This is a genomic window from Ensifer canadensis, assembly GCF_017488845.2.
Classification (GTDB): Bacteria; Pseudomonadota; Alphaproteobacteria; order Rhizobiales; family Rhizobiaceae; genus Ensifer; species Ensifer canadensis.
The window spans coordinates 2,673,963-2,696,495 of record NZ_CP083370.1 but is presented as its reverse complement, the minus strand read 5'-3'; the positions used below and the strand labels follow the sequence as shown (position 1 = coordinate 2,696,495).

Genomic DNA, 22,533 nt, shown 5'->3' with positions numbered 1-22,533 from the left:
GCACAGTTGGGCCTGACAGGGCCCGACTGTGGTCCAAGGACCCTGGAATAGTTGGGCCTCTCGTTGAGGCGCGCAGCGCGCGACGAGGAGCGCGCGTCACATATGGACGCCATGGCGCCTTTAAGCACGTGGCATTGATTTCTCCCGCAACCGATTCCGATTTTGGAAGAAAAATAAGGCGTTAGCTTGCCTTCTCCCAGATCGATGTGGCGTTGGCAATGACCTTGCGGATGTTGCGCTGCTCGCGCCACTCGCGTCCCATGTCGCGAATGACCGGCTTTCTTTCCGGCGAGAAGATGTAGTTGCGGTAGCCTGCGACGTAGCCTTCCAATGCCGGGTTGACGCCGGAATAGAACTGCTTCTCCGGGTCGCGCGACAAGTCCATCATCTCGGCGCAGCGGCGCGCGAACGTCCCGCGCAGGATAGATGGGGAGGTCGTGAATTTCGGGAAGGTGCGGAAGAGCGGGATCTTGATCCCAAGCAGGCGGCCATACTCGTTTCGCTGATGGAAGTGCCCTTTTCGGCGGATATCCCAGTTCTGATCGGCGGTGTGAAACGACACCTGCATGATCGACGGATCGGCAAAGGGGGCCAGCAGATCCTCGCCCACGTCGCGCAGCGCGACCCAGTCGTCTTCCAGATGGAAGACATAGTCCGACGTGGTCGCGGCCCATACTCTTGCGACTGCGGCGCAAAAACCCGGATGCTGCGGTTCGGAGATCGTCGCGTCGGGGAAATGGCCGCGAACGATGTCGACGCAGGCGGCATGATCCTCCGGCGAGCCGAAGACGGGATCGAGATTGAGATGGGCGATCCCCACATCAAAACGGCATAGGACCTTTTCACGGAAGCTGTTCAGCGTTGCTGAAAGCAACTCCGGTCGCCTGGTTGCGACAATGCAAAGATCGATCCTGGACATTGTGCTCCTGCCCGATGCCGTTTCCTTCGCCGTTATCGCGGATTTTGATGAAGAGTTGGCCTAAATCAAGCGGACGAATGGTATGGCGACGACGAAACGACCGCCCCAGGCGCGGATGGTGGCATTGTCAGCGACGATCTCGTCGGTCAGGTTCCAGGGAAGGATAACGAGATAGTCCGGCTTGGCCACCTCCAGGTGGCTCGGCGCATGCACCGGGATGTGGGTGCCGGGCAAAAGCTTGCCCTGCTTGAGGTCGTTGCGATCGACCGCAAAGGCGATCTCGCCGGGCTTCACGCCGCAGACATTGAGGAAGGTATTGCCCTTCGCGGCTGCACCATAGGCAGCGACCGTCTTGCCCTCGGATTTGGCGAGAGCGAGGAAGTCACGGAATCCCTGGCAGACAGCGGCGATGCGCGTATCGAATTTCGCGTAGGTCTCCATCTGCGTGAGGCCAGCGGCCTCTTCGCTCGCACGTATCGATGCCAGGCGCTCCGTCGCCGGGCGCGTGCCGGTTTCGGTCTGGGCGAAAACCCGTAGCGAGCCGCCGTGGGTCGGCAACTCTTCCACATCGAAGACCTTCAGGCCGGATGCTGCAAAAATGCGTTCAACCGCCGCCAGTGAGAGATAGGAATAGTGTTCGTGATAGATCGTGTCGAACTGGACGCCTTCCATCAGGCGCAGCAGATGCGGAAACTCGAATGTTGCGACGCCATCCGGCTTCAGCAGAATTGCAAAGCCGGCGACGAAATCGGCGATGTCGGGCACGTGCGCCAGCACATTGTTGGCGGCAGTCAGGTCCGCACGGATGCCGCGGGCAACCAGGTCCGTTGCCGTCTTCCGGCCGAAAAAGGCGACCTCGGTCGGAACGTTGCGGGTCTCGGCGATCTTGGCCGCGTTGGCTGCGGGCTCGATGCCCAGAACCGGAATATCCTTGGCGACGAAATATTGCAGCAGGTAGCCGTCATTGGACGCGATCTCCACCACCTGCGAGGCTCCATCGAGCTGGAAGCGCTCGGTCATGGCATCGGCGTAGCGACGGGCGTGATCGAGCCAGCTGCTCGAAAAGGAGGAGAGATAGGCATAGCCATCGGTGAAGATTTCATCGGCCGGCACGGTTTCCGTCGTCTGAACGAGCAGGCACTCGGAACAGACCATTGCCTTTAGCGGGAAGGCGCGTTCACGCGCGATCGCTTCCTCGGTCGGCTCCAGGAAGGAGTTGGACCAGGGGGTCGATCCCAGATCGGCGACGACGGTCTTAAGCGGGGTCGAGCAGAAGCGGCAGTTGTGGGACATTGGGTCGTCAGCCTTTCATGAATGCGTCGATCTGGTCGAGCGTCAGAGCGCGAGCGTCGCCGCCCTTGCGCCAACCGTCGTACCAGTTTGCCGTCCACGCGATCGCTTCGTCTTGCGAAAGTCGGGAGGCCCAAGAGAGAGTCATGGCGGCAAGCGCCGGATCGAGCCCGAGCGTCTGCATTTCCCGCGGCTGGTCGGTCGAGGAAACATCGCGCCATTGCGGCGGCAGGCCCATCGCGGCCTGGACCGCTGAGGCGACGTCACGGACGGGGATCTGACGCTCGGCAGGCGAGGGGCCGAAGTTCAGGGCATCAACGGCAGTCTCGCCGGCATAGAGCGCTTCGGCATAGACGAAATAGCCGTTGAGGCAGTCAAGCACATGCTGCCACGGCCTCGTCGCCATGGGGCTGCGAATATCGAGCGCCTTGCCGGACAGAGCAGCGCGGACAATGTCGGGCACCAGTCGGTCGGTCGAAAAATCGCCGCCACCGAGCACGTTGCCGCCGCGTGCTGTCGCTACCCGGATGCCGCGCTCACGCAGGAAGGCATCACGCCAGGTCGAGACGACCAGTTCACAGGCGGCCTTGGAGCCGGAATAGGGATCGTGCCCGCCGAGCGTCGCATCTTCGGGAAAGTGCCTTCCGCTTTCGTCGTTGCGGTAGACCTTGTCGGTCGTGACCACGACGATTGCCTTCAATGCCGGAGCAATGCGTGCTGCCTCGAGCAGGCGCACGGTGCCCATGACATTGACATCGAATGTTTCGGCAGGGGTTCTGTAGCTTTCTCGCACCAGCGGCTGTGCCGCCATGTGCAGGATGATCTCGGGATTGCTCTTTTGCACCGCGGCCGCGAGCGCATCGGCGTTGCGGATGTCGCCGAGATGCTCCTTGCCGTCAGCCTGTCGCAAAAGGGTGTGCAACGACGGCTCGGCGAGCGGCGCCAGCGCATAGCCGGTGACGTCGGCACCCATTTGCCTGAGCCACAGCTGCGCCCAGCTTCCCTTGAACCCGGTATGCCCGGTTAGAAAGATGCGCTTGCCCGCCCAGAAGTTCCGGTTTGCCAGGCGGCTCATGCCCAGATTTTCCACGGCGCCGAGCCCTGCTGCCAGAGCTCTTCGAGTTGGGTCTTGTCGCGCAGGGTATCCATCGGTCGCCAGAAGCCATCGTGGGGGAAGGCCATCAGTTGCCGGTCTCTGGCAAGGCCCTCCAGTGGCTTGCCCTCGAAGGACGTGCTGTCGCCCTCGATGCGATCGAGAACGCTTCGGTTCAGCACGAAGAAGCCGCCATTGATGCGGCCGTTGTCGCCGGCCGGCTTTTCCGTGAAGCTTCGCACCTCGCCGTCATGGGTCGCCAGCGCACCGTAACGCCCCGGCGGCATGACGCTGGTAACCGTTGCTTCTCTGCCGTGGCGAAGATGAAAGTCGGTCAGCGCCTTGATATCGACATCGGCAACGCCGTCCCCATAGGTCAGGCAGAACGTATCACCCAAGTGGTCCGCCACGCGCTTCAGCCGTCCACCGGTCATCGATTCCGTGCCCGTATCTACCAGTGTCACGCGCCAAGGTTCAGCCTTGTTGGAGTGAAACAGCGTTTCACCCGTCGCCATGTCATAGGTCACGTCGGATGAGTGGAGGATGTAGTTGGAGAAGTACTCCTTGATCATATAGCCACGGTAACCGAGGCAGATGACGAAGTCCGAGAAGCCATAGTGGCTATAGATCTTCATGATGTGCCAGAGGATCGGCCGCCCGCCGATCTCGATCATCGGCTTCGGGCGCAGATGGCTCTCTTCCGAGATGCGGGTCCCGTAGCCACCCGCAAGAATGACAACTTTCATACGACTGCCCCTTGACGCAGTTTACGATATAATACCGTGAAGGATTGCTCCAATAGCGCTATCTGCCGCGGACGGCCCCTCTATATCAGCAGCCGCTTGCCCGATCTACATCTGCAATCGCTTACGCAATTTCGGTTTATTGGCAGCGAGAAATCGCTTTTTTTGACGCACACTTTCGATCGATACGCTGACGAGTGGGTTCTCCAACGGGCTGCTAGGCCCTGAGAAGAAAGCCCTCCGGAGCCACGGTCACCAGAAGCTTGCCGTCAATTTCGCCATTGACGCTGAATTCGGGATGGTCCGCCAGATAGGCGCGCACGGCCGTCTTGGGGTTGTCGCCGACGTTCCACGGACGGTCATTGAAGAAGTCCCGTGGGAGGTCCTCGACGAATGTATCGAACACCACGCAGTAGCATCCCGAGGTGACGAGGGGGGCATAGGCTTCCAGTTCGGCGAGCACGTGATCGTGCGTGTGCATGGAGTCGAGGCACACCATTACCCGTTCGTATCCCTGCGCCGCCTGTTGAACCTGGTCAACGACGTCCTTGGCGATCGAGGAACCTTCGATCAGCTGGATTCTCGACGCCATTGGATGCTCTTCAATGGCCTTGCGATTGTGCTTGCGGATGTCGATATCGATGCCGATCACCTTGCGGTTCGAGACCTTCGGATCGATCGTGACGCCTTTTTCGATCGCATCGCACATATCCAGCATCGCCAGCAGCGAGGCGCTCAGAACGATCGAGCCGCCATGCGCGATACCGGTCTCGATGATCAGGTCCGGCTTTGTCGCCCAGACCAGTTCCTGCATCGCCTGGATGTCCTGCGGATACTGGATGATCGGGCGCCCCATCCAGTCGAAATTGTAGACGTAGCGTTTGTCCATGGACATCTGCCGCCATTGCGACGACAGCGCGGTGAACGCCTCGTCGGTGCCGTAGCCGGCAATGGCAGCCATGCGCTCTGCGGAGAATTGCTTGATCGGGTCCATCCGAAGTCCTTTCGGTCGATGCTGAGGATCGCCAGCGTGTTTTAAGGGGCAAACGAGAGTATGTCCGCAATTCTGTCGATAACGCGCTCTGGTTTAAACGCGAACTCGGCCCGTATGCGGTCGATGTCTATCGGTGGGAATGTGATTGTCGGAGCATGGTCGGCGACGTCAACCCGGCAGCCCGTGTGGCGAGCGAGCCCAGTCACCCAGTCAGCATTGCTGGTCTGTTGACCGCTCGCCACGTTGTAGATCGTTTCCTGTCCATTTTCGGCAATTTGCGTCAAGAGTTTAACCGCGTCGTCGATCCAGATATAGTCCTTGGCCGACGCCATACTGCTCCGCAGCGTGATGTGACCGGCCGCTGCTTCCCGACAGAGATCGCCGATGAAACTCTCCGATGTGGCCGATGCCGGCCCGACGACGTTGGACAGGCGGGCGATGCGCACATTCGGCCTGCCGGACGCATTGCAGATTGCCTCACCTGAAAGCTTGGAGAGATTGTACAGATCCGATGGGTTGCCGGGGCGAACGGTCAAAGCTGCCAATTCGTCCGTGTTCGTGCTGCCGGCATAGACCCGCGTCGACGACAAATAGAGAAACGACGTGAAGTCGCAGTCTCGCAGCAGTTCGGCGGCCAAGCTGACATGCGCCTCGATCGTATCGAAAGGTCTCTGCCGAAAGTCGGCCGTAAGCCCTATGGCGTAGATCACATGCGTGCCATGGCAGGCCTCGGTCAGGCGGGCGTCGCGTGCAGGGGCGATCACTTCGTGGCCGAGTGACGTCAGATAGGTCAACAGGTGGCGCCCGACAAAGCCGCGGGCGCCGAGCAGGGTAAATCTCAAGATCGATATCCCAGGGTTCTCAATGGATTCCCGCCGGTGATCGAATAGGCCTCGACCGTGCCGCGCACGATGCTGCCTGCCGCGATCACGCAGCCCTTGCGCAGGATAGTTCCATCGAGAAGCACACAATTGGCCCCAAGCCAGACATCGTCCTCGATGACGATACCGCCTCTGCTTTCCTGGAAGCCCTGCTCACGTATCGGGCGGCTCTTGTCGCGGAATTCGTGATTGACGGGTGCAAGCGTACAATTCGCGGCGATCAAGACATTGTCGCCGATGGTGATGCCGTGACCGCTGTAGAAAACGCATCCACTGTTGATCGTGCAGTTGCGGCCGATCACGATGTCGCCACTGCCGCCGGCCGGCTTGAACTTCACGAAACTGTCGATGACCGAGTTCTCGCCGATCACGTATTTCGAACCGCGCACGGAGGCTTCCAAATCAGCCAGGTCGCTTATCCGCGCCGTGAGGTGTGCCTCGATCATTGTTCAAGCCGTTCGCTGTGCACGGCCTGCACCAGTCGCACCCTGCAGGGTCACACTACGCTTGTCCGTGCTTGCATTTCCGCGCGTCTTATGTCCTGAGAATTTGTTGGCCGTCAATATCTGCGGGCTGGAACACGACCCTTGTTCTGCCCACCGACCCGTTCCACGAGAAAGCCGATGTCGCGTTTCAATCGTATCGCCACACCTATCCCCGATCTTTTGGTCATCGAGCGTCAGCGCTTTGGCGACGAGCGCGGGTTCCTCTCGCGCTTCTTTTGCCGCGAAGAGCTTGCCGATTTCGGCGCCGATGGCACGATCGCCCAGATCAACCACACGATGACGCACCTCAAGGGCACGATCCGTGGGATGCATTTTCAGCGTGCGCCGCATGACGAGGCCAAGTTCGTGTCCTGTCTCGCCGGCTCCGTCTTCGATGTCGCCGTCGATCTGCGCCCGGGTTCGCCCACCTACCTGCAATGGCACGGCGAGGTTCTGAGCGCAGAGAACGCGCGATCGATGATGATCCCCGGTGGATTTGCGCATGGATTTCAGACGCTCTGCGAAGACTGCGAACTGATCTACCTGCATGACAAACCCTATGCGCCGGAGGCGGAGGGCGGGCTCAATGCGTTCGATCCGAAGCTGGCGATCGGCTGGCCGTTGCCTGTCGCCCAGATGTCGGCGCGCGACCAGGCATTCACCTATATATGAAGCGATTGCTAAAATAGCGTCTGCTGCCTGATCCCTTGCATTGTGCTATCCTCTCGCGCTGGCGGCCGAGTGTCGGCGAGGCGATGGAGATGCAGCGCAAGCTGGTTGCGATCATGGTGGCGGATTTCGTCGGGTCGACCGCGGCGATGGAATCCCATGAGGAAGAAGCCGTCGAATGCGTCTCTGCGTGCCTGAAGGCCGTGGGCGACACGGTCGCGCGCCATGATGGCCGGGTCTTCAACACCGCCGGCGATGCCGTGCTTGCGGAGTTCACGAGCCCGGTCAACGCCCTTCGCGCAGCCATGGAGGCGCGCAGCTCGCTTGCGGCCATCCCCGATGCCACGCCCAACCACATGCGCTTCGGGTTGCATCTTGCCGATGTGCTTGCCGTCGGCGACGACCTCAGGGGCAACGGTGTCAATCTCGCCGCCAGGCTGCAATCGAGTGCTGCCGCCGGCGAAATCGAAGTTTCCCAAGCTCTGTACGAGCAGGTGCGGCGGGTCTCGCCCTGCGCCTTCGAAGAGATCGGCGAGCGTCGCTTCAAGGGTGTCAGCGAGCCGATGCGTGTCTATCGGGTCGGGACGACGATCGACAGGCATCGGTTTCTCTCGGCGCCGACGCGCGAGGCGCCGCCGGCCGCGATGCGGCCCAATTCGGTGATCGTCACGCCCTTCGTCGCCTTCGCTGCCGGTCAAGACGACCAGTCCTTCCTGACGGAGGGGCTGACCGACGACCTCACGCTGGAGCTCGGCCGGCTGAAGAGCCTGTTCGTCAGCTCGCGGTCGGCCTCCGTGGTCCTTGCCATCCGTGATCCCGTCGAGGTGGGGAGGGCACTGGGGGTGCGCTATGTCGTTTCGGGCTCCGTGCGCAAACTGGGTAGCCTCGTGCGGCTCAACGTGTCGCTGTGCGAGACGACCCACGGGCATCTGGTCTGGTCCGACCGGATCGAGCGGCCGTTCGAGGAGCTGCTTGCCATCATCGACGAGGTGACCGCCCGCATCGCCGCAACAGTGGCAGGACGGATAGAGCAGGCGGAGCTGGTCGCCGCGCGGCTGAAGCGGCCGGACAACATGTCGGCCTACGAGTACTACCTGCTTGGCCTCGACCACCATCGCCTGATCGGTGTCGCCGATCGGCATATCGGCGAAGCCATGCACTGGTTCGAGCGCTCGATGGATGCGGATCCAACCTTCGGACGGCCGGTCGCCATGCATGTGTGCGCCTGGAGCAACCTGCCCGATTTCGACCTTTCGGCCGGCGAGCAGCAGGTCGCACACGCGCTCGATCTCGATCCTACCGACCCGGACTCCCATCGCATCATGGGTGCGATCAAGTGCATGGAAGGCGACTTCGCGGCATCGCGGCATCATCACGAGCGGGCGATAGACCTGGCGCCCAACGATGCCTACATCGCGGGCCGTTGTGCGGCTTTCTACACCTATGCGAACGAGGCGGAGCGGGCGCTCGAGCTGCTCGACCGGGCGGAGATGCTGGACCCGTTTCTACCGGTGTGGATTGTAGAGGAGCGCGTCGCCTCGCTCTATGTGCTCGGCCGGCATGACGAGCTTTTTGCCGTGGCGCGGGCGCTTCCCTATCAGACCCGGCGCACGCTGATCTATCGTATCGCCGCGCGGATGGCGCGCGGCGATATTGACCGGGCGCGCCAGTTGGTGGCGCAGATCCAGGCGCTCGATCCAAAACTGACGGCCGGCTATATCCGCACCCAGGAGTTCTTTAGGGATCGGACGATCACCGAAGCGCTTGTCGATCGCGTGCATGCCGCGGGCTTGCCATTGGCCTGATGGCGCTGTCGGCGGATGACGCCGCCCTCGGTTTCAGCTCGCGCGCGCCAAAGCCACGGCGTCGGCCCCCGCCGGGAAATGCAGCTGTTCCGACGTATCATTTGCAGCGCGCCATACCGCGTCCGCCACATCGCTCTCCGTGGTAATCAGGGCCGGGTTTGCAAAAGCGGCAAAGATCGGCTGCGCGAAGGCCGCATAGGTTTCAGGGATCAGATCTTCGATGCGCACGCCGACATTTTGCGAAAACCGCGTGCTCGGAGCGTAGCCGGGCTCGACCAGTTTGGCGCGCACGCCGAAGGCGCGAAGCTCGTGGGTAAGCGACCCGGTAAACCCCTCGATTGCCGTCTTGCTGGCGGTATAGGCGGCGGCAAGAGGCATGGCGGCGAGCGTCACGCTTGATGTCACATTGACCACGACGCCGGACCGCCTGCGGCGCAATTGCGGGATCACCGCCTGTGTCATTGCCATGACGCCGAACGTGTTGGTCTCGAAGATCTTCCGCACATGAGCCATCGGCGTTGCCTCGAAAGCCCCGACCACGCCGATACCGGCATTGTTGACGAGCGCATCAATCGGACCGCTTACCTCCAGTGCCACCGAAATGCTGTCGGGGTCGGTGACGTCAAGCTGCACGATACGCATGCGCTCCGACCGGGGCAGGATATCCTCGCGCGGCGTGCGCATGGTCGCGACCACGTTCCAGCCGTTGGCGTGAAAGAGGCGGGCGGTTTCGAGGCCGTAGCCGGACGAGCAGCCAGTGATCAATACGGTTTTCATGACAATTTCCTTGTTCGGTTCAGATGGTGTCATGATACCGAGCGAAAACCGGACGATATATAATTGAAAGTCCGTATTTGATTTGCGATAGTCCGGAAATGATCGATCCACTCTCGGAAATCATCACGCTGCTGCGACCCCGCGCAGTGTTTACGAAAAGCATCAGCGGTGCCGGCCGCTGGGGCGTGCGTTATTCCGATTTCGGTCATCCCGGCTTCTGCACCGTTCTCGAAGGTGCCTGCCGTCTGGCGGTCGACGGTCAGGACGTGCTGGCGCTTGAGGCGGGCGATTTCGTCCTGCTGCCGACAACGCCGGGCTTCACCATGTCGGGCTTCGAGCCGGTTACCCCTGAATTCATCGACCCGAAGGCAACACCTGATCCGGGCGACGAGGTTCGCCACGGCGACCTCGATGGACCGCCAAGCGTGCGGCTGCTCGGCGGCTACTTCGTCTTTGCAACGGAGGATGCGGGATTGCTGGTGTCGCTGCTGCCGGCGCAGGTGCATGTGCGCGGCGCCGAGCGACTTTCGATCCTGGTTCGGCTGTTGACAGAAGAAGCCGCCGAACAGCGCGCCGGTCGCGATCTGGTACTGGCGCGCCTGGTCGAAGTGCTGCTCATCGAGGCGCTGCGGCTGACCCAGCGGCCGGACGCTCCGCCGGGATTGTTGCGCGGGCTCGCCGATCAACGGCTGGCGGAAGCGATCAGGGTGATGCACGGCAACCCGGCGCGCTCCTGGACAGTGGCCGAGCTTGCGAAGGCGGCCGGGCTCTCTCGTTCGGCGTTCTTCGAAAGGTTCACGCGCAATGTTGGCCTGGCGCCGATGGAATACCTGCTCGCCTGGCGCATGGCGATGGCAAAGGACCTGCTGCGCAGCCACAACGCCGAAATCGCCGATGTCGCCGAACGGGTCGGCTACGGCTCGGCCAGCACCTTCAGCACCGCCTTCAGCCGGCACGTTGGACAGGCGCGGGGACGGTATGCGCGGGCGGGTGCAGAGGGGTAGTCGCTCGGCGCCAGCCGATATGCTGTGCCAATCTCCCGATGCGTATCGATAGATTTGTTCTGCCCTTGAGTGTTTTGGCTCGCTATAGCCTTGGGTGTCGTGCAGCGCGGCTCAGTGTCGGAGTAATCGGGACGGCAGAAGGGATTTGGTTTCCAACGTTACTTGGAAATCAACTCGTTGCGCGCTTCCTGGTGTCCTGCTGACCATGGCCACGATGATCTCAAAGAGTTCGTCTTGCGCCTGCTGAGCGGTGATTTCTGCTGTCGCTGCGGCATGGGACAAGGCGTCGGCGGCGCCCAGCATCGCCCAGAAGCTGGACTGCATGATACCTCTAGGCTGAAAGCGTCGGATGCCCGGTGCTTTCTCCCGCGCAGAAAGAAGATCTCGTAGAACTTTCCCACGGCGAACGCTCTGTTTTAACACCGCCATGACGCGACAGGGCAAGCCCTTTAAGGCGCAGGCGACACACATCGCGCTAACACCATGAGGGGGCTCTTTCGCCCATTCCTGAAAACGTACACGCTAACCAGTGGTCGCTGAGCCAAAGTACGCTCCACCCTCAGTCGTCCAGAGCATTCATGATACTCCGGCCCCGCAGGACGATGGGCCGCCAAGGAGGGGGCGAACGCCGTAAGTTACCGTAACGTACTTGCTACTACGGAGCTTTGCGAAAAGGCTGCCTCGGGCGGGCATCACCCACGTGAGCCGTTAAATAAAGCAACGGGAGAACACCATGAACAGGCACGTGATCGGTCTGTCCCTAGGACTAGTTTTAGGGCAGTCAGCGATGGCTCAGGCCGCGCAGCCCGCTCTTACCGAGGCAGAGGCGCACTCTATTGCCGTGGACGCCTATGTGTATTTCTACCCGCTGTTGTCCATGGACATCAGCCGAAAGACATTCACCAACGTCGAACCCGGCAAGGAATTCGGGAAGGGTCCGATGAACGTCTTCACCAACGTTCCCGAGTATCCTCCGGCGGATTTCAAGGGTGTGGTCCGCCCAAACTTCGACACGCTGTATTCCTCCGCGTGGCTCGACATGACGAAGGAGCCCGTAGTCATCAGTGCTCCGGATACCGACGGACGCTATTACCTGCTTCCGATGCTGGACATGTGGACGGATGTTTTTGCGTCGCCGGGTTGGCGGACCACGGGCACAACCGCAGGGACATTCCTTGTCACGCCGCCGGGCTGGAGACCCGACTTGCGCGACAAGTTCATTGAGGAGTTCAAGCTCCCCGAGAACACCCAGCGAATTGAAGCGCCGACGACGCATGTCTGGGTTATCGGTCGGACAAAGACCGACGGCCCGGCTGACTACGATGCCGTACACAAGATCCAAGCGGGGTACAAGGTTACGCTCCTATCGGACTGGGGCAAGTCAGCGAAGCCGGTTGAGGTTAAAATCGATCCCAGCGTCGACATGAAGACACCGCCAAAGATCCAGGTCGATACGATGGACGCTGGCAAGTATTTCGCATATGCCGCCGAACTGCTCAAGGTCGAGCCGCCCCACCTGACCGATCAACCGATCCTCGCGGAGATGAAGAAGATCGGCATCGAACCCGGCAAGAGCTTTGACATGAGCAAGCTCGATCCGACCGTACAGAAAGCCTTGGAGAGCGCGCCGCAAGTCGCCCAGAGACTGATGGAATGGAAGCTGGCGACGTTGGCGAGGGTAGAGAACGGCTGGTCGATGAATACCGATACGATGGGAGTATACGGCAACTACTATTTGAAGCGGGCCATTGTTGCGCAGCAAGGCCTTGGCGCGAATCTGCCGGAAGATGCCATCTACCCTCTCAATCTCGCCGACGAGTCAGGGCAGCCGCTCGATGGCGCGAATAAATACACGATAGCGTTCGAAAAGAATGCCATGCCGCCCGTCAACGCTTTCTGGTCGATCACGCTGTACGACGCAGCCGGATTTCAGGTTGGCAACAGCCTCGAACGTTTCGCACTCAGTAGCTGGATGCCGTTCAAAGACAACGCAGATGGCTCGCTTGATCTCTACATTCAAAACGAGTCCCCCGGTCCGGATAAGGAGGCCAACTGGCTGCCTACACCGAAGGGAGCGTTCACTCTGACGATGCGCATGTACGCTCCGAAATCCGAAGCGCTGATCGGAAAATGGAATCCGCCGCCCGTCAGGAAGGTGCAGCTTCCGGCCCTGGCTACTCAGTGAGTTTTCGAACAGCAAACCTCGGCTGGGAGACAACTCGGGCTTGAGATGTGTTTTGCCAGTGGCCGTGTGAACGGCTACTGGCAAAAACCTAGTTTGTGGCAATCCGCAACTCTTCAACCAACAGCTCGAATTTTCGGCGGTCTTCGTCTGACAACCGAAAAGCGCTGGCAGATAGTCAGCAAGACCTTTTTCGACTACAGTTGATTATAGCGTGAGCACAATCCACGAAGTTCGATGGAGCCACTGGGCAGGAAAATTTCCAAATGCCAGCGGGCGATTGCTTGAGCCCGACTCGATCCCGGCCTCCTTTTCGGCGTCCATGGAACTCGGGAAGGAGCGCCCGCTTTGCCGATGCAAAATTTGTGAGTGGGGCACAGAGGTGGAACAGAACTCGGAGATCGGCCCAGCCGGGCCTGACGACTTCCCTGCCATTCGAGCCTTGTGCAACAGCTTCATCGACTGGTGCCGGTCACGCTACGGCGAAAACGCTTGGTTCGTCGACCGCTATTACACACCAGAAGAATGGGCCGCGCTCCTGGACAGCCTGCCGAGGATCCACTCGGCTCCACATGGCGAGATCCTTGTTGCCCGCCTGAACGGAAAGGTGGTCGGTTGTGTTATGATGCAGCGGATCGATGAACACACATGCGAGATGAAGCGCATGTTCATCAGCCCCGAGGGCCGAGGCTTAGGGCTGGGCCGCCGTCTCGCCGAAAACATCGTGCGCGTGGCTGCTGAGCGGGGCTACGCGACCATGCGGCTGGATACCGGCCGCAACCACGATGAGGCGCTGAGCCTCTACCGCTCTCTCGGATTCCAGGAGATCGCGCCTTATTACGACGCACCTCCTGAACTGTGCAACCATCTCATCTTCATGGAAGCCCCTCTGGCGGGATAGCTTCTTGGCACGCCATGGCCGCAGATACCGCGTTTGTATCAACTCGGCGACAACACGAGGACAAATGGCAGCGGCTGGCGGTAACGAGCGGGCTCGCAGAGGATCGTCTTCTTGAGGGGGTGAGGATGCTCAAGGCGCGCGAGCCACGTCAGCCTGTCACGGACATACTGGCTGGGCAGTTCATGACGTCTTCGGCGGAAATACGGCCCTGGGCAACTGATAGAAGGAAAACGTCCGGTCGGCGGCGGGCGCGGACCTAGCACCATCATTGTTCTGGAATGGTGGAAAGATGGCGCACCCGACAGGATTCGAACCTGTGACCTTTGGAATCGGAATGCAGGTCTGAGCTATTTTCCCGTGCTTCCTCTTGTTTACCCGAAGTCGATTTTGTTATCCATATCAAGCGGTAAACCTTTTCCGCAATTACAACGGTTTGGATCAAATTTACCCGAGTTTGCTTCCTGCTGCTTCCTATATGCTTCCTTTTTTGCTTGGGGTGCCACGTGGCCAAACTGACAAAACGAACGATAGACGGCCTCCAACCGCGCGAGAAAGACTACTTTGAATGGGACGACGAGTTGCCCGGGTTCGGCGTGCGAGTTTGGCCCACCGGGCGGAAGACCTACGTTGCGCAGTACCGTGCCGGTAAACAGAGCAGGCGCTTCAAGATCGGCGTCCATGGCCCTCTGACAGTCGAGGAAGCCAGGAAGGAAGCAAAGGCGGTCCTGGGGGATGTGGCGCGCGGGGAAGATCCCCAGCAGGACAGAGCCACGCGACGCAAGTCTCTGACGATCGAGGAATTGGTTGACGATTACTTCGCTGCGGCCGAAAAAGGACTGATCCTCGGGAAGCGCAACAAGCCGAAGAAGGCGAGTACGCTCTACGTCGACAAAGGCCGCGCCAAGCGGCACATCGTGCCCTTGGTCGGTAAAAGGATCGTACGCGAGTTCACCGCTGCCGACGGCACGAAAATGATGCGCGACATCACGGCCGGCAAGACCGCGATCAACGAGAAGACTGACAAGCTCCGGGGCAGGGCCAAGGTTACAGGCGGTGCTGGCACGGCCTCGCAGGCTTTGACACTCTTGAGCGGGATTTTCACATTCGCGGCCTCAGAAGGGATCATCGACCATAATCCGTTGCGCGGCATCAAAAAGCCGGCAGTCGGCAAGCGCACCCGCCGTCTCAATCCGAAAGAGTATAGAGCGCTCGGGAAGGTGCTTGAGGCTGCAGACGATGAGATTTGGCAGGGCGTCGTAGGAACGAAGCTGTTCTTACTCACGGGCTTCCGGCTGAGTGAAATAGCTGCGCTGATGTGGCCAGAACTGGATGAGGACGGGCACTGCATCAGGTTGGACGATTCTAAGGAAGATGCGTCCGTCCGCCCAATCGGCCAGCCAGTGTTCGACGTGCTGGCGACGGTCAGCAAAGAGGGTGAAAACCCGTATGTGCTTCCGGGCCCGAGGAGCGAGGGCGGCTACTACACTTCTCTGGATGAGGCCATCAAGCGGCTGACGAAGAAGGCAGGCCTTACGGGTGTGACGTCGCACACGCTGAGGCACTCCTATGCCAGTGTGGCCGGTGACCTCGGGTTCACCGAAATCACCATCGCGGCGTTGCTGGGGCATGCAGCCGGCAACGTGACGCAACGATATATCCATCACCTCGACAGCGTTCTGATCGCCGCTGCGGACAAGGTTTCCGGCGAGGTCTATCGCATGATGACGACGGACCCCGCCGAAGTGGTTCGATTGCCAAGGCGGGCCTGAACCGTCTCCGCACTATCTGCCTTCAGATGTGGAGCGAACCGCCTTCGAAAGTCGCTCGTTGACCCAAGCGTCCAGATCCCGAACGTGATAGAGCGGAATGCGCCCGCTGTACTGCATTGCCGGGCCGCCGCCGACTGTGGCCATTTTGGCAAGCGTTGAAATGGCGATATCGATGCCGTGTTTCGCCGCGAGGTAGGCGGGAACATCGGCGCGACGGAGACGGGGGCGCTGATCGGCTGGCCCATCATTGTTCGACACTAGCTTCATCGGACGCCCTCCACGGCCCGCAGGTAGCGTTCGTCGCGTACCTTGATGTCGGCCACCACGATGCCCAACACCGCGTCGTTGAACGTTTCGCGGCTCCAACGATGCCCGCAACCTTCCGAGTGCCGGTGAAGCGGGTTGTCTAGCGAGAGCCGGATCGGTTTGTCGGCCGCGAGGATGTATTGCACCCGGTAAAGTACCGGCCCGTAGCCGTCGTGCAGGAGATAAAGTCCTTCACCGGCATATTCGGTGACCGGTGCGATGAGCACATAATCCCGTCGGTTTTTGAGCTGCGGCTCGAAGCCGTCGCCCTCGACCATGTGGACACGAAGGCTGGGCGACAAAACGCGATCGGCGGGAATGGCGGGTGCGAAGAAGTCGCTCATACTGTACCCCCTCGGACATCTCCGACGATGAGCGCGTAATAGTACTCATGATCTACATGGCTGCGCCAAGAGCGTTCCGGGTGCATTTCGGCTAAGGCGTCCATAAGCGCATTGGTGTGGTAGCGCATGCGTTCCGATGAAGACGCCTGCGAAAGGAAGTCGTCGATACTCAACTGAGCCGGTGCGGGATTGGCTGTGGCGGTTGCCACCGGCAGAGAAGCCGCTGCAACGCCACCTAAGAAGGACCGTCGGGTCGATTTCATTGGCTGGCCTCCTCGGTGCGGGCGCGGGCGCCCGAGATCTTATGGAAGGTGTGAACGCCATGCTCGTTGATCGAGATGCGCTCGATCTTCAGCTCAGGATGGTCCCGCAGAATTACGCCGGCCTCGTTGAGGAGCGCGCTCAAACGGCCCAGGGCTTGCGTTGTGCTGCCAAAGCTGCTCGCCATCAGATCATCTCCCCTTGTATGTAGGGGATGCAGGCGTCAATGAGCGCGATACCGAGGGCACCAACGACGAGGTGTTCGCTTTTGATAAGTTCGAGAGCAGCTACGACGGCTTCCCGAGAACGGGCTGGCTCGCTCCAACTGTCCAAGTCATCCAGCGGGGGGCCGTAGGTTTGGGCGACTGCAGCCATCTCGGCTTCTGTTGTCTCGAAATCCCCCGGCATAGCGGTGAACGCGTTGCAGCCAGCCTTATAGGCCTCGATCGCGACGAGCAGCGGATCTGTACCGTCATAAGGATTGCCACCAAAGACGACGGCAAACTGATTGCTTGCAGGGCGGATGTAGGCGAACTCGCGGTCGCCTATCTCTTCGAGAATCTGCGAAAGCTGCTTCCCAAGTTCGCGGACTTTCGTCCAGTTCTCAGTATAGTTGACTGGGTGCCCTGGGTTTGGACCGGTTGAAACTGCGGACGCAGTTGTGCTATTCCTGTGATCGCTCATCAGGCAGTTCCTTTGATTGCTGGTTGACATTCAGCAGCGACGGGGAGGTCGCCAAACTCAGCCCCGTCCTGCTGCCTATTGTTCGTTTCGAACAGGCGGTTTTAACTCGCTAATGGCTGACAAGCTTTCTTTTACCAGCCGTCGGATCGCCTCTGCGCGTGTCGGAATACGGTGCTCGTGCCGAAATGAATCAACCTTGTAGATGAGCTCTGGCTCCATCAAAAGCGGCACGCGCTGTCCCTTGTTTACTTCTGCCATCATTCGTCTCCGCTAAAAATCAGCGCTACTTGTGCCGATTTAATTCTAGATTAACCATGAGCCATCGGCGCTGTCAACGCCGCTTGTGCCGATTTTTCTTATCGGGTAAAACTATCAGCCAGTTCTTACGGAGAGGCGGATTTTTCTGATGGTAAAAGCACGTGAAAATCGAGTTCCGATTATGATGTCGGACGATGAACTCAAATTAATCGACGATTGGCGTTTCACGAACCGAATTGCCACCCGCTCCGACGCTATCCGTCGCCTTTGCCAGTTGGGCTTAGCCTTGGGGGAAATCGGAGACTTCGTCGCACCTCTTATGGCGATGCAGCAACGGCGGTTAGACGCTGCAGATATTGCGCTGGACAAGTCGCATAGAGCGCTTCCGAAAGCCGAACAGATTGTAGTCCTCGAGGAGCGTCTGCGGGCAATCGCGCTCTACGCACTAGAGGACACGGGATACTTGGTCGATAACATTGTTGGGCCGGTGGAAGAACTTGAGTACGCCAAGGATGTGAGATCACACGAGAAGGCCGCTGAGACCGTCGAACACCTTAGGGAAACAATGAAGGCGTCAAAACAAGATTTTGCGTCAATTCAAAAGCCTTTGCGGGAGTTGGATGAAGCTCTTTTTAAGACACCACCGTCTCGCAGCATTTGGAAGATTTTCTCCAAAAAAGACGCCGACTAGTGGAGTTTTCCAGGCAGTCGCGGGCCTGAAAAAATCGGCACAAGCGGCGTTGACAGCGCCGATGGCTCATGATTAGATAAGAAATAGGCGCTTATTGTGCCTATTTTTCTGATCATTGAGGTGGTGCCTTATGCCAGCCTATTCCCCTTCCCAAGAAGAACAGAATGTCGCGTGGGAGCGATATGCCGAGCTGAAGCGGACAGCTGATAAAACGCTGTGCCTGGACGATGGAAGAGCCGCTGTTGAGGCTTGGGTCGTGTTCATAAACTTGTTCCTGCCCGACCAGGAGAAGATGCCTTTCAAGCGTACACTAAACGGCAATGTCAGCTTATTCCCGGTACATAAGACTCGCTCACCCGGCGGGATCTCCGCATGAAGGAGGGAAAAGCACGGCACGTTGACTTCTACTTTGACGAATACATTGCCGGCGTTGCCGGAGTACTGAACGCTGAAGAGCAGGGCGTCTATTGGATGGTCTGCGCCCTGATTATGTCCGAGGGAGGACCGACCACAGAGAACCATCGCCGTCTTGCGATGCTGTGCGGCGTGCGTCCGTCTGACATCAAACGTGTTGTCGCGAGCCTCATCAAGAAGGGCAAGATCTTCATTCAAACTGACGGCAAACTTGCTCAGAAGCGTGCTCAAAGTGAGGTCGAAAAGTCCCTGAACCGCATCAAAAGAGCGTCTGAAGTTGGTGCGAATGGAGGGCGACCGCGCGGAAAAAGCAAACAAAATCAAGAAAGCGATAAAGCGGACGGTTCTTTTGCTGAAAAACTAACCACCAACCACCAACCAGCAACCACCAACCAGATAGAAAAAGAAGAACCTGACGGTTCTTCCAAAAAGCGGGGCTCTAGGCTTTCGCAGGATTGGGCACTGCCGGACGATTGGCGGGCATACGCTGCAGGAAAGGGGCTCCAAGATCGACAGATCGCCCTGGAGGCCGAGAAGTTCAAAAACCACTGGATCTCTCAGCCTGGCCAACGCGGGGTAAAGGTCGATTGGCTTGCCACCTGGCGCAACTGGATCATCAACTCTGGCGGCAATCTTGGGAAATCGTCTATGGCGCAGTCTGGCAGGCATCGCGGTCCAGGTGGCGATCTGACCAACGATTTCCTGTTCGCTAGGGGCTGACCATGGTGGACGTAAGATCAGCACTATCCGAGCACGGCATCCGTCTCCGCGATTACAAGGTCGGGGGCCATAAAACGACTTGCCCGAATTGTTCGAGCAGTCGCCGCAAGAAGAACGACCCCTGCCTTTCTGTCACGATCGACCAGGACGAACGCAGCGTCTGGAAGTGCCACCATTGCTCGTTTTCCGGTGCCGCCGGCGGTGAAGGCTTCAGGCCGGCAGTGGAGCGGCGTGTCTACCGCAAACCAGCAAGACCAGCCCGACGTGAGCAGCCGGATACGATGCTCGCTTGGTTCCACAAGCGTGGTCTCACGCAAGAGACCGTTCAGGCCTTCGGCGTCCACAAAACCCGAGCCTGGTTCCCTCAGACGAACCAGGAGGAAGACTGCATCGCATTCCCCTACGAGTGGGACGGCGAACTGCGCAATGTCAAATATCGGACAGCGAACAAATACTTCCGGCAGGAGAAAGACCCCGAGCCGGTTTTCTTCAACGCGGACAGCATCGGCGCCGGCGAGGAACTGATTATCTGCGAGGGCGAAATCGACGTCATGTCCTTCACGCAAGCGGGTTTCCCTCACGTGGTGTCGCTTCCAAATGGTGCGCCATCGGGCCCAGAGACCAGCGATAAGCGCTATGAACCCTTCGGTACGCATTGGGACCTGATCACGAAGGTTTCCCGCGTCCTGATCGCGACGGACATGGACGAAGCGGGGGAGGCGCTTGCGCAGGAAATAGCGCGCCGCGTCGGTCGGGATCGTTGTTACCGCGTCAAGATGACAGCAGGCAGCAAGGACGGGAACGAATGCCTTGTTGCGCACGGCGAGGAAGAATTGCGCCGTTGCGTCGATCGAGCCACGCCATGGCCAATCGACGGGCTGTATGGGGTCGACGATTTCAGCGCCGAGGTAATGGACCTCTACCACGGCCGCGGGCCACAACCGCTATCGACGGGGTGGTCTGAAATGGACCGGGCGTTTCGCTACATCCCTGGGCAGTTCATCGCACTCACCGGCGTTCCGAACCATGGAAAGTCGCGGTGGCTATCTCAGGTCATCGTGCAGACGGCGCGACTTAGAGACGAGAAGTGGGCAATCTTCTCGCCCGAAACCGGCCAGGCGAACCAGATCGCGGATCTCTGTGAAATCTGGGCAGGAAACCCGTTCTACGACGGACCCTCATTGCGGATGTCGGCTCAGGACGTCTCCAATGCAATGCATTGGCTTCAAGAGCGGGTGTTTCTGCTAGGCACGATCGAGCACACGCCGTCAATTGATTGGCTATTAGAGCGGGCGCGCGCCGCCGTCATACGTCACGGTGTCAGAAACATCGTCTTCGATCCCTATAACGAGATCGAAGCTTCACGCCCGGATACGTTGACCGAGACGGAATTCGTTTCGCAGCTCATCTCCAAGTGCAAACGGTTCGGGAAGCTCCACGACTGCACCGTCTGGATGGTAATCCACCCGACGAAGCTGAAGGCTACGGACGACGGGAAGGATCCCGTTCCGAACCTTTACGACCTGGCTGGCAGCGCTCACTGGCGCAACAAAGCCGACGCTGGCCTCGTGGTCTATCGCGACTATGCCAAGGAGGCGACCTACGTCATCGCCAAAAAGATCCGCCGGCAGCCGATGTGCGGAATGGTCGGATCGGTGAAGTTCCAATTTGTCGGCGCCGATCGGCGCTTTGAAGAAATCCCAGACAGCTATCAGCCTCTCGGAAAGGAAGGTGCATGAATAAGTCTCTCATCGTCGTCGTTCGCGAGAGCGCGACGTACACCATCTCTCGCGACTGCGATTTCGGCGCGAAGCTGGCTCATGCGGTGGAATCGTTTGACAGGACCCGCGTGCCACAGACCGTCAGCGTTGGCGCCTTCGGTTCAACGGCAAAGGTTGTCGGCGGTGACTTCCCTGGGGCCACGCAGGTCTATGTCGTTCAGGAGAACGACGCAGAGCGCGTGACTTCCGATCGCGGCTCACAGGCCGCCCTTGATGCCATGGTCAACGTCTTACGCGGTCACGGTTACCAGTGCATCCGCTCAATCCAGAAAGCTCAAGGGAAAGGATCGCCTGTTGCCTAAGATCCGGAAGACACGACAGCCAAAGACTGGAAAAGCGCAGCTTCCGGAGAACATATATCGGGTGACCGCAATTCATCGTCTTCCGAAGCAGCCGCCACGCCGGCCGGCGCCACGGGTGGTCTCCAATGCGCGATTGCCCCGCGCTGAAGTCGAGGAGCGTGTTCTTAGGGCCATGAATACGTTGCGAGTTCTGCCAGACAACGAACGACGCTATTTCATCGTCCGTTCGTCTTCCCCAGACTATGTGCAGGAAGCGGTGACGGCCTACAGCTCCGACAACGACGAACAGCCACGTTTCCGGCCAACACCCTATGATGTTTCGGATTGCCTCACCGCGCTGGCCTGGGTTCGCCATCTGGACAGGGCGGAATGGCGCATCATCTGGTGGCGCTCATTTGGATTGTCATTTGGCGTTATTGGCAAGCAGATTGGGCGCAGCGACGAGACCGCCAGGAAGCGATATGAAAATGCTATTACGGACGCTTGGATTGCGGCGAACAAGTCTTGAAAAAGAACAGAGCGCGAACTTTCTTATTGGCATTCGTGGCATTTCGTGTCATATAGCGAGGTAGATTGGGGAGTTTTCCTAATTTTAGAAGGGGTGGCTCTCGCCGCCCCTTTTATTGTCCGATTAACACTCGATCGAGTCGTCTCTCGGCGTCCTCTAGGCGGCGCTTCAGATCTTCGACTTCGTTCTTGGCTTCGTCGATCTTAATTCCCAGATAGACAGCGACACCAATTCCCAAAAAGAAAAAGACGGTTTGATCGTCGAATATGTCGGAATACCCGATAGCGATCGCAACGGCTAAGATGACTGCCCAGGCCCAAGTTGGTAATTTGTCCGTCAATGGGATCTCCCACGTTGTCAACATTCCGTAGTTCGGTGCTTAAACCCTGAAGGGCTTGGCAATGAGTGAGGACGGCTTGCGCGTCGGATGCGCACCCCATTCCTTTTGCCAAAGGTTCTCATCCTCCAAATAAATAAGGATCGTGTCGTATGGCGTTTGCTGAACAAGCTTGCGCGCGTTCGCTAGAGCGACTGGAACGGGTACCGGATTACCAAGAGCGGGCGAGAACAACTTGCCGGTAGTATCCTCAAAGACCGGGAAGAATGCCTCGGCCACAACCTCTCCGTCAAAAGCACGCACACGAACCGTGATCGCGTCGTTCGCGTCAAGCTCATCGGTCAGCCAGTATTCATTCGCCATAATGTGCTCTCCAGTTGAAGTCTTGAACAAGCTCGCGCAACTCCGTGCGAAA

The 22,533-nt window shown here is 59.3% G+C and carries 28 protein-coding genes and 1 pseudogene; 12 read left to right on the top strand and 17 right to left on the bottom strand.

Annotated elements, in window-relative coordinates:
- Positions 1-181: 181 nt before the first annotated feature.
- The 7 genes from J3R84_RS13210 to J3R84_RS13180 form a co-directional block, all read right to left on the bottom strand.
- Positions 182-919 carry a hypothetical protein gene (locus J3R84_RS13210; RefSeq protein WP_038576354.1) on the bottom strand — a complete coding sequence of 246 codons (738 nt, stop codon included), beginning with the start codon at positions 917-919 and terminating at the stop codon, positions 182-184.
- A gap of 60 nt (positions 920-979) precedes the next feature.
- A complete protein-coding gene (locus J3R84_RS13205; RefSeq protein ID WP_025428068.1) occupies positions 980-2,212 on the bottom strand; it encodes a class I SAM-dependent methyltransferase in 1,233 nt (410 codons plus the stop codon).
- 7 nt (positions 2,213-2,219) lie between these two features.
- A complete protein-coding gene (gene rfbG, locus J3R84_RS13200; RefSeq protein ID WP_025428067.1) occupies positions 2,220-3,284 on the bottom strand; it encodes a CDP-glucose 4,6-dehydratase in 1,065 nt (354 codons plus the stop codon).
- A complete protein-coding gene (gene rfbF, locus J3R84_RS13195) occupies positions 3,281-4,048 on the bottom strand; it encodes a glucose-1-phosphate cytidylyltransferase (protein WP_025428066.1) in 768 nt (255 codons plus the stop codon). Before rfbF ends, rfbG begins: the two co-directional genes overlap by 4 nt.
- Before the next feature lie 214 nt (positions 4,049-4,262).
- A complete protein-coding gene (locus J3R84_RS13190) occupies positions 4,263-5,039 on the bottom strand; it encodes a cephalosporin hydroxylase family protein (protein WP_025428065.1) in 777 nt (258 codons plus the stop codon).
- Positions 5,040-5,080: 41 nt separating this feature from the next.
- Positions 5,081-5,881 (bottom strand): NAD-dependent epimerase/dehydratase family protein, encoded by an 801-nt coding sequence (locus J3R84_RS13185; RefSeq protein ID WP_025428064.1) that lies wholly within the window; start codon positions 5,879-5,881, stop codon positions 5,081-5,083.
- The gene (locus J3R84_RS13180; RefSeq protein WP_239637559.1) at positions 5,878-6,309 is read right to left on the bottom strand and encodes an acyltransferase; all 432 of its coding nucleotides are present in this window, start codon (positions 6,307-6,309) and stop codon (positions 5,878-5,880) included. Before J3R84_RS13180 ends, J3R84_RS13185 begins: the two co-directional genes overlap by 4 nt.
- A 234-nt stretch (positions 6,310-6,543) precedes the next feature.
- On the opposite strand from J3R84_RS13180, the gene rfbC reads away from it, so the two are divergent.
- Both rfbC and J3R84_RS13170 read left to right on the top strand, forming a co-directional pair.
- Positions 6,544-7,077, top strand: coding sequence for a dTDP-4-dehydrorhamnose 3,5-epimerase (gene rfbC / locus J3R84_RS13175; protein WP_025428062.1), 534 nt, complete (start codon positions 6,544-6,546; stop codon positions 7,075-7,077).
- An 89-nt stretch (positions 7,078-7,166) separates the two neighbouring features.
- Entirely contained in the window at positions 7,167-8,879 is a 1,713-nt protein-coding gene (locus tag J3R84_RS13170; RefSeq protein ID WP_038577375.1) for an adenylate/guanylate cyclase domain-containing protein, read from the top strand.
- Between the two features lie 33 nt (positions 8,880-8,912).
- On the opposite strand, the gene J3R84_RS13165 is transcribed toward J3R84_RS13170, so the two are convergent.
- Positions 8,913-9,656: an SDR family oxidoreductase gene (locus J3R84_RS13165; protein WP_025428061.1), complete on the bottom strand. Its 744-nt coding sequence runs from the start codon at positions 9,654-9,656 to the stop codon at positions 8,913-8,915.
- Between the two features lie 98 nt (positions 9,657-9,754).
- On the opposite strand from J3R84_RS13165, the gene J3R84_RS13160 reads away from it, so the two are divergent.
- Positions 9,755-10,660: an AraC family transcriptional regulator gene (locus J3R84_RS13160; protein WP_203527939.1), complete on the top strand. Its 906-nt coding sequence runs from the start codon at positions 9,755-9,757 to the stop codon at positions 10,658-10,660.
- A gap of 192 nt (positions 10,661-10,852) precedes the next feature.
- Here the strand turns inward: J3R84_RS13160 and J3R84_RS39015 are convergent.
- A pseudogene (locus tag J3R84_RS39015) lies at positions 10,853-10,993 on the bottom strand (TetR/AcrR family transcriptional regulator); the annotation flags it as partial.
- A gap of 400 nt (positions 10,994-11,393) precedes the next feature.
- Here J3R84_RS39015 and J3R84_RS13150 point away from each other — a divergent pair.
- From J3R84_RS13150 to J3R84_RS13140, 3 genes are all read left to right on the top strand, one after another.
- Positions 11,394-12,845: a DUF1254 domain-containing protein gene (locus J3R84_RS13150; protein ID WP_025428058.1), complete on the top strand. Its 1,452-nt coding sequence runs from the start codon at positions 11,394-11,396 to the stop codon at positions 12,843-12,845.
- Between the two features lie 379 nt (positions 12,846-13,224).
- Positions 13,225-13,743 (top strand): GNAT family N-acetyltransferase, encoded by a 519-nt coding sequence (locus tag J3R84_RS13145; protein ID WP_081788909.1) that lies wholly within the window; start codon positions 13,225-13,227, stop codon positions 13,741-13,743.
- Positions 13,744-14,246: 503 nt separating this feature from the next.
- Positions 14,247-15,512 carry a site-specific integrase gene (locus tag J3R84_RS13140; RefSeq protein ID WP_203527942.1) on the top strand — a complete coding sequence of 422 codons (1,266 nt, stop codon included), beginning with the start codon at positions 14,247-14,249 and terminating at the stop codon, positions 15,510-15,512.
- Positions 15,513-15,524: 12 nt separating this feature from the next.
- Here the strand turns inward: J3R84_RS13140 and J3R84_RS13135 are convergent, their stop codons facing one another.
- The 6 genes from J3R84_RS13135 to J3R84_RS13110 form a co-directional block, all read right to left on the bottom strand.
- Complete coding sequence (locus tag J3R84_RS13135) at positions 15,525-15,779, bottom strand: hypothetical protein (RefSeq protein WP_203527945.1); 255 nt, start codon at positions 15,777-15,779, stop codon at positions 15,525-15,527.
- The gene (locus J3R84_RS13130) at positions 15,776-16,162 is read right to left on the bottom strand and encodes a hypothetical protein (protein ID WP_203527948.1); all 387 of its coding nucleotides are present in this window, start codon (positions 16,160-16,162) and stop codon (positions 15,776-15,778) included. The genes J3R84_RS13135 and J3R84_RS13130 overlap by 4 nt, the downstream gene beginning before the upstream one ends.
- Positions 16,159-16,425: a hypothetical protein gene (locus J3R84_RS13125; RefSeq protein WP_203527950.1), complete on the bottom strand. Its 267-nt coding sequence runs from the start codon at positions 16,423-16,425 to the stop codon at positions 16,159-16,161. Before J3R84_RS13125 ends, J3R84_RS13130 begins: the two co-directional genes overlap by 4 nt.
- Positions 16,422-16,610, bottom strand: coding sequence for a hypothetical protein (locus J3R84_RS13120; protein ID WP_203527953.1), 189 nt, complete (start codon positions 16,608-16,610; stop codon positions 16,422-16,424). The genes J3R84_RS13125 and J3R84_RS13120 overlap by 4 nt, the downstream gene beginning before the upstream one ends.
- Positions 16,610-17,107: a hypothetical protein gene (locus tag J3R84_RS13115; RefSeq protein ID WP_203527956.1), complete on the bottom strand. Its 498-nt coding sequence runs from the start codon at positions 17,105-17,107 to the stop codon at positions 16,610-16,612. Before J3R84_RS13115 ends, J3R84_RS13120 begins: the two co-directional genes overlap by 1 nt.
- A 75-nt stretch (positions 17,108-17,182) precedes the next feature.
- Positions 17,183-17,365 carry a hypothetical protein gene (locus tag J3R84_RS13110; protein WP_203527959.1) on the bottom strand — a complete coding sequence of 61 codons (183 nt, stop codon included), beginning with the start codon at positions 17,363-17,365 and terminating at the stop codon, positions 17,183-17,185.
- 148 nt (positions 17,366-17,513) lie between these two features.
- On the opposite strand from J3R84_RS13110, the gene J3R84_RS13105 reads away from it, so the two are divergent.
- The 6 genes from J3R84_RS13105 to J3R84_RS13080 all read left to right on the top strand — a co-directional run bounded on the left by J3R84_RS13105 (position 17,514) and on the right by J3R84_RS13080 (position 21,781).
- Positions 17,514-18,056 (top strand): hypothetical protein, encoded by a 543-nt coding sequence (locus J3R84_RS13105; RefSeq protein ID WP_203527962.1) that lies wholly within the window; start codon positions 17,514-17,516, stop codon positions 18,054-18,056.
- Positions 18,057-18,186: 130 nt separating this feature from the next.
- Positions 18,187-18,432, top strand: coding sequence for a hypothetical protein (locus J3R84_RS13100; RefSeq protein WP_203527965.1), 246 nt, complete (start codon positions 18,187-18,189; stop codon positions 18,430-18,432).
- Positions 18,429-19,190: a DUF1376 domain-containing protein gene (locus tag J3R84_RS13095; RefSeq protein WP_203527967.1), complete on the top strand. Its 762-nt coding sequence runs from the start codon at positions 18,429-18,431 to the stop codon at positions 19,188-19,190. The genes J3R84_RS13100 and J3R84_RS13095 overlap by 4 nt, the downstream gene beginning before the upstream one ends.
- A 2-nt stretch (positions 19,191-19,192) precedes the next feature.
- Positions 19,193-20,929, top strand: coding sequence for a bifunctional DNA primase/helicase (locus tag J3R84_RS13090; RefSeq protein ID WP_203527970.1), 1,737 nt, complete (start codon positions 19,193-19,195; stop codon positions 20,927-20,929).
- Positions 20,926-21,273 carry a hypothetical protein gene (locus J3R84_RS13085; RefSeq protein ID WP_203527972.1) on the top strand — a complete coding sequence of 116 codons (348 nt, stop codon included), beginning with the start codon at positions 20,926-20,928 and terminating at the stop codon, positions 21,271-21,273. Before J3R84_RS13090 ends, J3R84_RS13085 begins: the two co-directional genes overlap by 4 nt.
- Before the next feature lie 172 nt (positions 21,274-21,445).
- The gene (locus J3R84_RS13080) at positions 21,446-21,781 is read left to right on the top strand and encodes a DUF6362 family protein (RefSeq protein WP_203527974.1); all 336 of its coding nucleotides are present in this window, start codon (positions 21,446-21,448) and stop codon (positions 21,779-21,781) included.
- 112 nt (positions 21,782-21,893) lie between these two features.
- Here the strand turns inward: J3R84_RS13080 and J3R84_RS13075 are convergent, their stop codons facing one another.
- The gene (locus J3R84_RS13075; protein ID WP_203527976.1) at positions 21,894-22,121 is read right to left on the bottom strand and encodes a hypothetical protein; all 228 of its coding nucleotides are present in this window, start codon (positions 22,119-22,121) and stop codon (positions 21,894-21,896) included.
- 39 nt (positions 22,122-22,160) lie between these two features.
- Positions 22,161-22,481, bottom strand: coding sequence for a hypothetical protein (locus J3R84_RS13070; RefSeq protein WP_203527978.1), 321 nt, complete (start codon positions 22,479-22,481; stop codon positions 22,161-22,163).
- Positions 22,482-22,533: the final 52 nt, after the last annotated feature.

Excerpts from the sequence above, each read along its gene's own strand:
- J3R84_RS13210 (WP_038576354.1), bottom strand. The coding sequence starts at position 919 with ATGTCCAGGATCGATCTTTGCATTGTCGCAACCAGGCGACCGGAGTTG.
- J3R84_RS13205 (WP_025428068.1), bottom strand. The coding sequence starts at position 2,212 with ATGTCCCACAACTGCCGCTTCTGCTCGACCCCGCTTAAGACCGTCGTC.
- rfbG (WP_025428067.1), bottom strand. The coding sequence starts at position 3,284 with ATGAGCCGCCTGGCAAACCGGAACTTCTGGGCGGGCAAGCGCATCTTT.
- rfbF (WP_025428066.1), bottom strand. The coding sequence starts at position 4,048 with ATGAAAGTTGTCATTCTTGCGGGTGGCTACGGGACCCGCATCTCGGAA.
- J3R84_RS13190 (WP_025428065.1), bottom strand. The coding sequence starts at position 5,039 with ATGGACCCGATCAAGCAATTCTCCGCAGAGCGCATGGCTGCCATTGCC.
- rfbC (WP_025428062.1), top strand. The coding sequence starts at position 6,544 with ATGTCGCGTTTCAATCGTATCGCCACACCTATCCCCGATCTTTTGGTC.
- J3R84_RS13170 (WP_038577375.1), top strand. The coding sequence starts at position 7,167 with ATGCAGCGCAAGCTGGTTGCGATCATGGTGGCGGATTTCGTCGGGTCG.
- J3R84_RS13165 (WP_025428061.1), bottom strand. The coding sequence starts at position 9,656 with ATGAAAACCGTATTGATCACTGGCTGCTCGTCCGGCTACGGCCTCGAA.
- J3R84_RS13160 (WP_203527939.1), top strand. The coding sequence starts at position 9,755 with ATGATCGATCCACTCTCGGAAATCATCACGCTGCTGCGACCCCGCGCA.
- J3R84_RS13150 (WP_025428058.1), top strand. The coding sequence starts at position 11,394 with ATGAACAGGCACGTGATCGGTCTGTCCCTAGGACTAGTTTTAGGGCAG.
- J3R84_RS13135 (WP_203527945.1), bottom strand. The coding sequence starts at position 15,779 with ATGAAGCTAGTGTCGAACAATGATGGGCCAGCCGATCAGCGCCCCCGT.
- J3R84_RS13130 (WP_203527948.1), bottom strand. The coding sequence starts at position 16,162 with ATGAGCGACTTCTTCGCACCCGCCATTCCCGCCGATCGCGTTTTGTCG.
- J3R84_RS13125 (WP_203527950.1), bottom strand. The coding sequence starts at position 16,425 with ATGAAATCGACCCGACGGTCCTTCTTAGGTGGCGTTGCAGCGGCTTCT.
- J3R84_RS13120 (WP_203527953.1), bottom strand. The coding sequence starts at position 16,610 with ATGGCGAGCAGCTTTGGCAGCACAACGCAAGCCCTGGGCCGTTTGAGC.
- J3R84_RS13115 (WP_203527956.1), bottom strand. The coding sequence starts at position 17,107 with ATGAGCGATCACAGGAATAGCACAACTGCGTCCGCAGTTTCAACCGGT.
- J3R84_RS13110 (WP_203527959.1), bottom strand. The coding sequence starts at position 17,365 with ATGGCAGAAGTAAACAAGGGACAGCGCGTGCCGCTTTTGATGGAGCCA.
- J3R84_RS13105 (WP_203527962.1), top strand. The coding sequence starts at position 17,514 with ATGGTAAAAGCACGTGAAAATCGAGTTCCGATTATGATGTCGGACGAT.
- J3R84_RS13100 (WP_203527965.1), top strand. The coding sequence starts at position 18,187 with ATGCCAGCCTATTCCCCTTCCCAAGAAGAACAGAATGTCGCGTGGGAG.
- J3R84_RS13095 (WP_203527967.1), top strand. The coding sequence starts at position 18,429 with ATGAAGGAGGGAAAAGCACGGCACGTTGACTTCTACTTTGACGAATAC.
- J3R84_RS13090 (WP_203527970.1), top strand. The coding sequence starts at position 19,193 with ATGGTGGACGTAAGATCAGCACTATCCGAGCACGGCATCCGTCTCCGC.
- J3R84_RS13085 (WP_203527972.1), top strand. The coding sequence starts at position 20,926 with ATGAATAAGTCTCTCATCGTCGTCGTTCGCGAGAGCGCGACGTACACC.
- J3R84_RS13080 (WP_203527974.1), top strand. The coding sequence starts at position 21,446 with ATGAATACGTTGCGAGTTCTGCCAGACAACGAACGACGCTATTTCATC.
- J3R84_RS13070 (WP_203527978.1), bottom strand. The coding sequence starts at position 22,481 with ATGGCGAATGAATACTGGCTGACCGATGAGCTTGACGCGAACGACGCG.